This is a genomic window from Tabrizicola sp. T74, from assembly GCF_057219935.1.
In genome coordinates, this window is the sequence record NZ_JBXVVT010000004.1 from 108739 (window position 1) to 118976 (window position 10238).

The following is a 10238-nucleotide window of genomic DNA, read 5'->3' on the forward strand; positions in this document are numbered from 1 at the left end:
CCACGCGAACCGGGTCAGTCTTCGCTTGTCTGGTACTCGCGCCGGATATGCTGGGTCGCGGTGAACCACCGGCTCGTCCGGGTCCGGGACTGGTGGTGTTCGAAAGCGGCTTGCGAGACGAAGCTTTCTTCGACCCGCCAGATCAGCGGGTCCTCGGTCCGTGTGACGGCAAAGGACAGGCAGCCGGGCTCGGCGCGGCTTGCCCGGATGTGGTCTGGAAGATGGCTGGCGACGAGCGCCGCTTCGTCCGCGTTCCGGCAGATCAACCGCCCGAAAAGCCGCATCATCCCGGCACGACCAGCACCTTGACCTCTCCTGCTGCCGCGGGATTGGCGATGACCGCTGCCGCTTCGGCCAGCGGGATGGTCCGCGAGATCAGGGGGGCGACATCGATCCGGCCTGCACCAAGCAGGGCTACTGCGCGGGTCTGGGTGAAAGGGTTGATGAAGCTGTGCAAGAGCTGGACCTCGCGGAAGAGAAGGTCGAAGGGCTCGATCCGCACCTTTTCGCCCTGAGGCATGACGCCCAGGATGACGACGCGCCCGCCGGAGCGGGTCAGGCGGGGCGCCATTTCCACGGTGTCCGCCACGCCTGCGCATTCCAGCACCAGGTCGGCCCCCTTGGGCAAAAGCGCGCGCGCCTCGGTCTCGTTCGCAGCCGTCTGGGAAGCCCCAATGGCCAGGGCAAGCGCGCGCTTGGTGGGGTGCCGGGTGACAAGGGTGACGTCCGCCCCCGCAAGGCGGGCCAGCTGCACGGCCAGAAGCCCGATGACCCCGCCGCCGAGGACGATCACACGCTCGCCCGGGATCGGCGCACCCATGTCAACGCCGTGCAGCGTGCAGGCCAGGGGCTCGGCAAAGGCGGCATGGTGCGGGTGCAGGTCCTGAACCGGAACCGCACGGTGGGCCGGGATCACGGCCAGCTCGGCAAAGCCGCCATCGCGGTGGATGCCGATGGCCACGTTGCGGATGCACAGGTTGGTCCGCCCGCGCAGGCACTGGTCGCAGGCGCCGCAGGCGATGTTCGGATCGCAGGCGACACGCGTGCCGAGGGGCAGGGTGACCCCGTCCCCGGCGGCGATCACCTCGCCTGCGAATTCGTGACCCAGGGTAACGGGCGGTTTGCAGGGAAACTCGCCCTTGTACAGGTGCCGGTCGGTGCCGCAGATGCCGGCGGCCTCGACCCGGACCAGAACCTCGCCGGGGCCGGGCGTCGGCTCGGGAACCGCCACTGCCTCGATTTGACCCACTGCCTGTAGCCGGACTGCCTGCATCCTGATCCTCCCTCTTCGCCGGATCATGGCATGGCATGGCGCGCCTGTCGCGGGGGTCTGTGCACCGGCAAACAGCCTCTGGCCGCCAGGGGTGGTTGCCGCGGCGGGTGATGCGGCCTATCTCATCGCGAAAGCAACAGGATGCACGCATGAGCCTGGACCAAACCGCCAGTCGTCAGCCCGACCACCCGGTCGCCCCGCAGTTCACCGACCGCTGGTCGCCGAGGTCCTTTACCGATCGTGCGCTCAGCGAAGCTGAGGTGATGTTGCTGCTGGAGGCTGCCCGATGGGCGCCTTCCGCCTCCAACCACCAGCCCTGGCGATTCGTCTGGGCCAGACGGGGAGAGGAGGCCTTTGCGACACTGCACGGCTGCCTGACCGGCAACAACCTGGTCTGGGCCGGGAAGGCCGCCGTGCTGGTGGTGGTCGCATCAAGGGACACGGTCACCAACCGTGAGGGCGCTGAGGTGCCGAACCGCACGGCGGGTTTTGATACCGGCGCGGCCTGGATGAGCCTCGCCCTGCAGGCGCAGGCGATGGGGCTGGTCGCGCATGCCATGGGCGGCTTTGACCGCGAAAAGCTGGCGGCGGCTGTGCATCTGCCTGACGGGCACACGCTGCACTGCGTGGTCGCGGTGGGCGAGCAGGGGCCGGCAGAAGCACTGCCCGACGACCTTGCAGCGCGGGAAAAACCCAGCCAGCGCAAGCCCTTGGCCGAGACGGCGCATCACGGTCGGTTCTAACGCGGGCCGGATCCGTTTCACAGGCCAACGCCAGACTGCCGTCACGGGCAAGACCGTAAAGGTTGCCCGCGAATCGGGCACGACCGTGGCTGGTTACTCCAGCTCGATCGTGCCCGGCGGCTTCGAGGTGCAGTCGTAGAAGACGCGGTTCACGCCCTTGACCTCGTTGATGATCCGCGTGGCGGTTTCGCCCAGGAACTCATGCGTGAAGGGATAGTAGTCGGCGGTCATGCCGTCCACGCTCGTCACCGCCCGCAGCGCCAGCGCATAGTCGTAGGTCCGCCCGTCGCCCATCACGCCCACGGTGCGCATCGGCAGGATCGCGGCGAAGGCCTGCCAGATCTCGTCGTAGAGGCCATGCTTGCGGATCTGGTCGATGTAGACCGCATCGGCCTTCCGCAGGATGTCCAGCTTTTCCTTCGTGATCTCGCCCGGGCAGCGGATGGCGAGGCCGGGGCCGGGGAAGGGGTGGCGGCCGATGAAGCTTTGCGGCAGGCCAAGCTCGCGGCCAAGGGCGCGGACCTCGTCCTTGAACAGCTCGCGCAGCGGTTCGACGAGCTTGAGGCCCATCTTCTCGGGCAGGCCGCCAACATTGTGGTGGCTCTTGATCGTGACCGAGGGGCCGCCCGAGAAGCTGACGCTTTCGATCACGTCAGGGTAAAGCGTCCCCTGCGCCAGAAACTCCGCGCCCTCGATCTGGGCTGCGTATTTCTGGAAGACGTCGATGAACAGCTTGCCAATCGTCTTGCGCTTGACCTCTGGGTCCGAGACCCCCTCCAGCGCGCCGAGGAAAAGGTCGCTTTCATCGGCGTGGATCAGGTTGAGGTTGTAGTTTTCGCGGAACATCTGGACGACCTGCTCGGCTTCGCCCAAGCGCAGTAGGCCGTGGTCTACAAAAACGCAGGTCAGCTGGTCGCCGATAGCTTCATGCAACAGGAGTCCGGTGACCGAACTGTCGACCCCGCCGGACAGCGCGCAGATGACCTTCTTGTCGCCGACCTGAGCGCGAATCTTCTCGATCATCTCGGCGCGATAAGCGCCCATCGTCCAGTCGCCCTTGAACCCGGCCAGCTTCACGAAGTTCTCGTACAGCTGCGCGCCCTTGGGGGTGTGGTGCACCTCGGGGTGGAACTGGACGGCGTAGAAATGCCGCTGCGGGTCGGCGGTGATCGCAAAGGGCGCGTTGGGCGAGGTGCCGTAGACCTGGAACCCCGGCGCGATCTTCGAGACGTGGTCGCCGTGGCTCATCCACACCTGTTCCTGCGCCTGGGGGCCGGCATCGGTTTCGAACCACCCGGCCAGGAAGGGATGCGTCAAGGCGGTGGGCGTGACGAAGGCCTTGCCGAACTCTGCCGTGCCGTGGCCGCCTTCGACATGTCCGCCGAGGCAGTGCATCATCACCTGCTGGCCGTAGCAGATCCCCAGGATCGGCACGCCCATCTCGAACACCCCTTTCGGGGGCATCGGGGCGTTCTCCCAGTAGACTGAGGCCGGGCCACCCGAGAAGATCACCGCCTTCGGCGCAAAGGCCTTCAGGAAGCCTTCGTCGATGCGGTTGTAGGGGTGGATTTCGCAATAGACGTTCAGCTCACGCAGGCGGCGCGCGATCAGCTGCGTCACCTGGGACCCGAAGTCGATGATGAGAAGGCGGTCGTGTGTCTGGCTCATGCGTCCGATTAGGCTGGCGCGACCGCAAGCGCAAGACGGGCGATGTCGTTTGCGACCCCGGGCGATGTCGGTTTTGGAAAGGATAGGACGGTTTCAGGGGGCGGTCGCCCCGGGTTTGGCGGCATAAGGGCGGCAAACCGGATCGGAGGCAAAGATGAACGAAGTTGCAGGGCGCAGGGCGCGCAGTGGTGGGGGCGCCAGCCGCCGGGCGGAACGCACCGCGATCAGCTTCGAGACCGCGCGCTACATCCAGCGCAACATCCCGAACTTCGAGATCCTGAACGAGGAAGCGCTCCAGATCATCGAGCACAACGCCGAGACGGTGCTGGAAGAGATCGGGGTGAACTTCGTCGAGAACCCCGCCGCGCTGGCCCGCTGGCGCGATGCGGGGGCCGATGTGAAGGGCGAGCGGGTGCATATCCCCCGCGGTCTTGCCCGCAAGCTGATCTCCACCGCGCCGAAGACCTATACCCAGCATGCCCGGAACCCGGAGCGGAACGTGGAAGTCGGTGGCCGGAATCTGGTCTTGGCCCCGGTCTACGGCCCGCCCTTCGTCCGCGACATGGAAGGCGGCCGCCGCTATGCGACGCTGGAGGATTTCCAGAACTTCGTGAAGCTCGGCTACATGTCGAAGTGGCTGCACCATTCCGGTGGCACGGTCTGCGAGCCGACCGACATCCCGGTCAACAAGCGCCACCTCGACATGCTGCTTGCCCACATGACGCTGTCGGACAAGCCGTTCATGGGGTCTGTGACGGAACCCAGCCGCGCGCAGGATTCGGTCGACATGGCGAAGATCCTGTTCGGGTCTGACTTCGTCGACCAGAACACGGTGATGACCAGCCTGATCAACATCAACTCGCCGATGGTTTTCGACGGGATCATGATGGGCGCCCTGGAAGTCTATGCAGCCAACAACCAGGCCTCCATCGTCTCGCCCTTCATCGTCGGCGGCGCGATGGCCCCGGTGACAGTGGCAGGCACGCTGACCCAGGTGCTGGCGGAAATCCTTGCGGGCGTCAGCTATTCGCAGCTGGTCCGTCCTGGCTCGCCCGTCATTGCCGGGGCTTTCGTCACCAGCATCGACATGAACTCGGGCGCTCCGACCTTCGGGACGCCGGAAGCCGCGCACATCACCTACGGCGCGGGCCAGCTGGTGCGGCGCCTGGGGCTGCCCTACCGGTCGGGCGGGTCGTTCTGCGGGTCCAAGCTGCCCGACGCCCAGGCGGCCTATGAAACCGCGAACTCGCTGAACATGGCGCTGCTCGCCGGTGTCAACTTCATGCTCCACGCCTGCGGCTGGCTGGAGGGGGGCCTCGTTAGCTCTTATGAAAAATTCGTGATGGACGCCGACCAGCTGGGCACGCTGCATCACCTGGCGCAGGGGATCCAGGTCGATTTGAACGGCCAGGCGATGGATGCTATCCGCGAAGTCGGCCCCGGTGGCCACTACCTTGGCTGCGCGCATACCCAGGCCAACTTCAAGTCGGCCTTCTGGCGGTCGGACCTTCTGGACTACAAGCCCTTCGAGACCTGGGCCGAGGAAGGCGCACGCGACACCCAGGCGCTGGCGAACGAAAAGGTCAAGAAACAGCTGGCTGACTACCAGGCCCCCGACCTTGACCCCGGCATCCGCGAGGCGCTGGAGGGGTTCGTAACCCGGCGCAAGTCAGAGATGCCGGATGCCTTCATCTGATTGAAAAAGGGGCGGATCTTCCGCCCCTTTCCCTTTCCTTGGTCAGGCAATGCCGCCCCGCCGCAGGAACTGCGCTTCGGCGAGGATGGCGATCAGCACTTCGATGTGCCGTGCCACCGAATAGGCCGCATCGCCGGCGACGCGCGTCTTCTCCAGCCCCGCCTCGACCGTCATCAGCGATGTTACCGTCTCTTCGGGTGAGCCGGCCCGTTCGACATAGCGACGCAGGTCGCGCTCACGCCGGTATTCGCCCAGTCCAAAGCGCGCAGCGCGCATCAGAAGCCGGGGGCGACGCAGGGTGGAAAGCAGGGTGTGACAGTCAGTCATCGTTATCCTCCGTAATCTGGACGGCGACATCCTGACCCAATACAACCTTGCGTTGCGAAAACAGCGAACCAGCGCACGGAGGTTACCGAAGAGTTTAATAATTTCATCGAATTGTTGTGACCAGCCGCAAGCTTAACGAACAGGTAACCATTTCGACCCAAGGTTGCAAAAGTCCAAGGCTGGACACATTGCAGCCGGGTTGTGGACAAAAACAGGACGACCGAATTGCCAGAATTGACTGCCGCCAGCCTGCCCGACTGGCTTCCTGCTGCTGTGCGTCATTACCTCGATCATACCGAAGACGGCACATCGCTACGGGAGCTGGCACGGCGCGAAGGTTTGCATGCCTCAACCATCCTGCGACAGGTGCGACGGTTCGAGAACCGCCGTGAGGACCCGCTGATGGACGAGGCGCTTTCCGCGATCTCCAGACGTGTTCTCCGCCAGTCCGATGCAATAGCCCGAAAGGATGATTCCATGTCCATTCACCCGCGCCAGACCGCAGCCGGTGAACAGCCCGAACTCTGCGACGAACAGGCCCTGATGCGCGAAGGCATGCGTGTCTTGCGTCGGCTGGCCGAGCCGAGCGCGGTGATGGCCATCGCCCCGGACCTGGACAAGGCCGTTGTGATCCGTGAGCTTCCCGACGGGAAAAGCCTGCGCACGGCGGTGCTGGAACGGTCGGTCGCCCATGCCTTCGCGCTGAAGGACTGGGTGACCTGCCGCAAGCCAGGCCGCGTTTCCACCTACGAGATCACCTCGGCGGGGCGGGCTGCGCTGAAACGGATGGTGGACGAGGAAGACCGTCGCCGCCAGGGGATGGCCGAGGCCGCCACGCCCTTCGGTGACCAGCACCGCGTCTGGGGCGACCGCGAGGTGATGGATGACGCAGGGCCGCGCCGTGTGCGCTACAACATGGCCGAAAGCCCGGTGGCCCTCTTGGGCCGTCGCCGGGACCGGGACGGCAAGCCCTTCCTGGAGCCCGAACTCGTGGCTGCCGCCGAACGCCTGCGCGAGGACTTCGAACTGGCGCAGATGGGGCCCCGGGTGGCCCAGAACTGGGACCGGTTCCTGACCGGCGGTGACCGGGGCACCTTCCAGCCCGACAGCGGTCTGGCCGAGGGCCCGTCCTCGGCCCGCGCCCGCGTGGCGGCAGCCCTGCGCGATCTTGGTCCGGGCCTTGGCGACGTGGCCTTGCGCTGCTGCTGCTTTCTGGAAGGCCTCGAAGTCGCCGAAAAGCGCATGGGCTGGGCCGCCCGGTCGGGCAAGATCGTCCTGCGCATCGCCCTCATGCGGCTGCGCCGGCATTACGAGGACACCTACGGCAAATCCGGCCCGCTGATCGGCTAGGCGCCGACCCCGCGCGCAAGAAGGACGACAGAGATCGCCGCCAACCAGACCGAGGCCAGCCGCCGCAACAGAAACAGCGCGCGCGGCTGGCCCGCCCCCCGCCGCAACACCGCGCCGATCCCGGCCCAAAGGGCTGCCACCGCCACGATCAGCCCGCCGAACAGCGCCAGGTTCAGGCCCAGCCGGTCTGGCGAGGGCAGAAGGACCAGCCCGAAGATCAACGCCTTGGGGTTCAGCGCCGTGGTCACGAACAGCTCGCGCGCGCCGACCGACCGGCCCTCGGCAACCAATTCCGGCACCCGCCACAGCTTGACGGCCAGGATCGCCACCCAGACCCCCGCAATCAGCGTTACAGCGCTGCGCAGACCCGCATGTGCGTCAAGCACTGCGGCCCCGATCAGCGCCAGCGGCACCACCGTCAGGAAATAGCCCGCCAGCTCCGCTGGAATCAGCCGCATCGCCCTGGCAAAGCCGCGTTCGGCACCGGCGACAAGCACCAGCGAGTTTGTCGGCCCTGGTGTTATCAGCAGGACCAGGACCGCAAGCGCAAGTTCGACGACCGACATCATGACCTCCAAGGTTCTGGGCCCTGATGACGGTTTGGCAAGGGGACGACCTTGATCCGGGTCAATCAGGCCCGGAAAAGCGGAAGGGGGGACACCGTTTCCGGCATCCCCCCTTCTTCCGGGGTTTCCCCGTCCCCGGAACGCGCGCACAGGCCAGGGTGACGGCGGCGCGCGGTATTCCGATCCGTGCGGGACTGCCTGTCCTCTGCGCCACCTGAGAAGGCGCGGGCCGATCACGTCGGCACGGAATGGACTGGTCATCAAAACGCACGTCTGCATTGCACTGGGCGCAAGGGGCTGCGGCGCGGTCTGACCGGCCGGTCGCGTTGCCTTGCGCTGCATTTGCGCTTATCTGAGGACCAGCCAGTTGGTCAGGGGGAAAAATCCGTGCGCGACCTCAAGATTCCCGAAGGACGCCATCCCGAAAAGGCGCATCGCCCGGACAATGCCCAGCCGAAGAAGCCGGCCTGGATCCGGGTGAAGGCTCCCACCTCCGAGGGTTACAAGAAAACCCGCGACATCCTGCGCGAGAAGAAGCTGGTCACCGTCTGCGAGGAAGCCGGCTGTCCGAACGTCGGCGAATGCTGGTCACAGGGCCACGCCACCATGATGATCATGGGTGAAATCTGCACCCGCGGCTGCACTTTCTGCAACGTGGCGACCGGCAAACCCCAGACCCTCGACGCCTTCGAGCCGGGCCGGGTGGCACATGCGGTGTCCGAACTTGGCCTGACCCATGTCGTCGTCACCAGCGTGGACCGGGATGACCTCGACGATGGCGGGGCCGAGCATTTCGCCCAGACGATCCGCGCGATCCGCCACCGCTCGCCGGCCACGACCATCGAGGTCCTGACGCCGGACTTCCTGAAATGCCCGCCCTCGGCCCTGGAAAAGGTGGTCGAAGCGCGGCCGGATGTGTTCAACCACAACCTCGAAACCGTGCCGGGCCTCTATCACGAGGTCCGCCCAGGGGCCCGCTACTTCCATTCGCTGCGGCTCCTCCAGCGGGTCAAGGAACTGGACCCGATGATGTTCACCAAGTCGGGCATCATGGTCGGTCTTGGCGAGACGCGGCAAGCGGTCCTGCAGGTTATGGACGACATGCGGTCGGCCGACGTCGATTTCCTGACCATCGGCCAGTACCTGCAGCCGACCCCCAAGCATCACCGGGTCGACCGTTTCGTCACTCCGGAAGAGTTTAAGGCCTATGAGACTGCGGCCTGGGGCAAGGGCTTCCTAATGGTCTCAGCGACGCCGCTGACCCGGTCCAGCTACCATGCCGGCGATGATTTCGCCCGGATGCGGGCCGCGCGCCAGGCGGGTCGGGGCTGAACGAGTTTTCGACGAAAACTCGGACTTCGAATTTTCGACGAAAATTCGATCACTCAGAAGACCAGCGTCACGGGGTCGCGGTTGCAGACAACGATGAACTGGTTTGACGTTCGCAACAGATGGAAGCCGCGCCGCCAGACTTCATCGACAAAGCGGTCCTGTCCGACCTCACGGTCGACCCACGCAATCGAGCGGCGGATAACGCCACCTTTGGCGGCCTGGGCCGCGAAGATCAGCCGAATCCAGCCCTCGGGATCATGATTGACAGGCGGAAATGTCTGGTGCTGGCTCATGCCAGCATCCTGCCCGCACCAGGGTTAATGCGCGGTAAAGTGCGGCTCACTCAACGCTCGTCACCGCCAACAGGTACTCTGCCACCGCCTGACGGTCGGTTTCCGGCAGCCGAGCCATGTTTTCCACGACATGGGCCATGTGCCCGCCCACGCTGTCATACTCGGGTGTGAAACCGGTCGTCAGGTACTGTACGATATCGCCCGCCGACCAGCCCAGCTTGCCCGGCGTGATGTTCGGGATGCGCCCGTCGCCAGACGGGTTCGGTGCCCCGCCAAGCCAGCGCGCCGTGTCCATCCCGCCCAGAAGGTTGCGTGGCGTGTGGCATTCACCGCAATGCGCCAACGCCTCAGAGATATAGCGGCCGCGCGTCGCCGTGGGGGTCAAATTGCCCGGCAAGGCCCAGTCATCCGACAGGAACAGAAGCTTCCAGCCGCCGATCGTCTGGCGGAAGTTGAAGGGAAAGCCCAGCTCATGCGGCTGGCTCGGCGTCGGATCGGCAGGCAGGGTCTTCATGAAGGCATAGAGATCGGCGACATCCTGCATGTCCATCTTGGCATAGGACGCATAGGGCAGGGCGGGGTAATAGTGCTCTCCCTCTGGGCTCACGCCCCGGGTGATCGCATTGGCAAGGTCCAGAAGCGACCAGGTGCCGATCCCGTGGTCGGGGTCCTGGCTGATGTTCGGCGCGATAAAGGTGCCGAAATCCGACGGAAACCGCTGCCCGCCCGCCAGCACCAGCTCTGCCGCGCCTTCGGCCTTTTCTGCCATGTGGCAGGACGCGCAGCCCGACGCCCAGAACACCAGCTCGCCCTTCGCGGCATCGCCGGTCAGGTTCGCGACAGCGGAGTCGGGCAGCGGCTGCGGGCGTGTCACCCAATACAGGCCGCCTGCTGCGACAAGCCCAAGCAGGACAAGCCAGCGCGTGATCCGCATCGCATCTCTCCACTTCCAAGCGTCCGGCGGAGCCTACCTGACCCCCCGCCCGCGTC

The 10238-nt window shown here is 65.6% G+C and carries 11 protein-coding genes; 4 read left to right on the forward strand and 7 right to left on the reverse strand.

Annotated elements, in window-relative coordinates:
* Positions 1–14: 14 nt before the first annotated feature.
* On the reverse strand, positions 15–287 hold the full coding sequence (locus tag AC2EAL_RS12600) for a putative quinol monooxygenase (protein WP_484724573.1): 273 nt from the start codon (positions 285–287) through the stop codon (positions 15–17).
* Complete coding sequence (locus AC2EAL_RS12605; protein ID WP_484724574.1) at positions 284–1273, reverse strand: zinc-dependent alcohol dehydrogenase family protein; 990 nt, start codon at positions 1271–1273, stop codon at positions 284–286. The genes AC2EAL_RS12600 and AC2EAL_RS12605 overlap by 4 nt, the downstream gene beginning before the upstream one ends.
* Before the next feature lie 149 nt (positions 1274–1422).
* Between AC2EAL_RS12605 and AC2EAL_RS12610 the strand changes: the two genes are divergently transcribed.
* Positions 1423–2016 (forward strand): nitroreductase family protein, encoded by a 594-nt coding sequence (locus AC2EAL_RS12610; RefSeq protein WP_484724575.1) that lies wholly within the window; start codon positions 1423–1425, stop codon positions 2014–2016.
* A 93-nt stretch (positions 2017–2109) separates the two neighbouring features.
* On the opposite strand, the gene guaA is transcribed toward AC2EAL_RS12610, so the two are convergent.
* Positions 2110–3684 carry a glutamine-hydrolyzing GMP synthase gene (guaA, locus tag AC2EAL_RS12615; RefSeq protein WP_484724576.1) on the reverse strand — a complete coding sequence of 525 codons (1575 nt, stop codon included), beginning with the start codon at positions 3682–3684 and terminating at the stop codon, positions 2110–2112.
* A 154-nt stretch (positions 3685–3838) separates the two neighbouring features.
* Here guaA and AC2EAL_RS12620 point away from each other — a divergent pair, with 154 nt between their 5' ends.
* The gene (locus tag AC2EAL_RS12620) at positions 3839–5380 is read left to right on the forward strand and encodes a trimethylamine methyltransferase family protein (RefSeq protein WP_484724577.1); all 1542 of its coding nucleotides are present in this window, start codon (positions 3839–3841) and stop codon (positions 5378–5380) included.
* A 42-nt stretch (positions 5381–5422) separates the two neighbouring features.
* On the opposite strand, the gene AC2EAL_RS12625 is transcribed toward AC2EAL_RS12620, so the two are convergent.
* On the reverse strand, positions 5423–5707 hold the full coding sequence (locus AC2EAL_RS12625; protein WP_484724578.1) for a DUF6477 family protein: 285 nt from the start codon (positions 5705–5707) through the stop codon (positions 5423–5425).
* Between the two features lie 225 nt (positions 5708–5932).
* On the opposite strand from AC2EAL_RS12625, the gene AC2EAL_RS12630 reads away from it, so the two are divergent.
* Complete coding sequence (locus tag AC2EAL_RS12630) at positions 5933–7057, forward strand: DUF6456 domain-containing protein (protein WP_484724579.1); 1125 nt, start codon at positions 5933–5935, stop codon at positions 7055–7057.
* On the opposite strand, the gene AC2EAL_RS12635 is transcribed toward AC2EAL_RS12630, so the two are convergent.
* Positions 7054–7626 carry a LysE family translocator gene (locus tag AC2EAL_RS12635; RefSeq protein WP_484724580.1) on the reverse strand — a complete coding sequence of 191 codons (573 nt, stop codon included), beginning with the start codon at positions 7624–7626 and terminating at the stop codon, positions 7054–7056. The two genes, AC2EAL_RS12630 and AC2EAL_RS12635, sit on opposite strands and share 4 nt — an antisense overlap.
* A gap of 384 nt (positions 7627–8010) precedes the next feature.
* On the opposite strand from AC2EAL_RS12635, the gene lipA reads away from it, so the two are divergent.
* Entirely contained in the window at positions 8011–8955 is a 945-nt protein-coding gene (gene lipA / locus AC2EAL_RS12640) for a lipoyl synthase (RefSeq protein ID WP_484724581.1), read from the forward strand.
* Positions 8956–9008: 53 nt separating this feature from the next.
* Here the strand turns inward: lipA and AC2EAL_RS12645 are convergent, their stop codons facing one another.
* The gene (locus tag AC2EAL_RS12645; RefSeq protein WP_484724582.1) at positions 9009–9248 is read right to left on the reverse strand and encodes an N-(5'-phosphoribosyl)anthranilate isomerase; all 240 of its coding nucleotides are present in this window, start codon (positions 9246–9248) and stop codon (positions 9009–9011) included.
* 46 nt (positions 9249–9294) lie between these two features.
* Positions 9295–10182 carry a c-type cytochrome gene (locus AC2EAL_RS12650; RefSeq protein WP_484724583.1) on the reverse strand — a complete coding sequence of 296 codons (888 nt, stop codon included), beginning with the start codon at positions 10180–10182 and terminating at the stop codon, positions 9295–9297.
* Between the last annotated feature and the right edge of the window lie 56 nt (positions 10183–10238).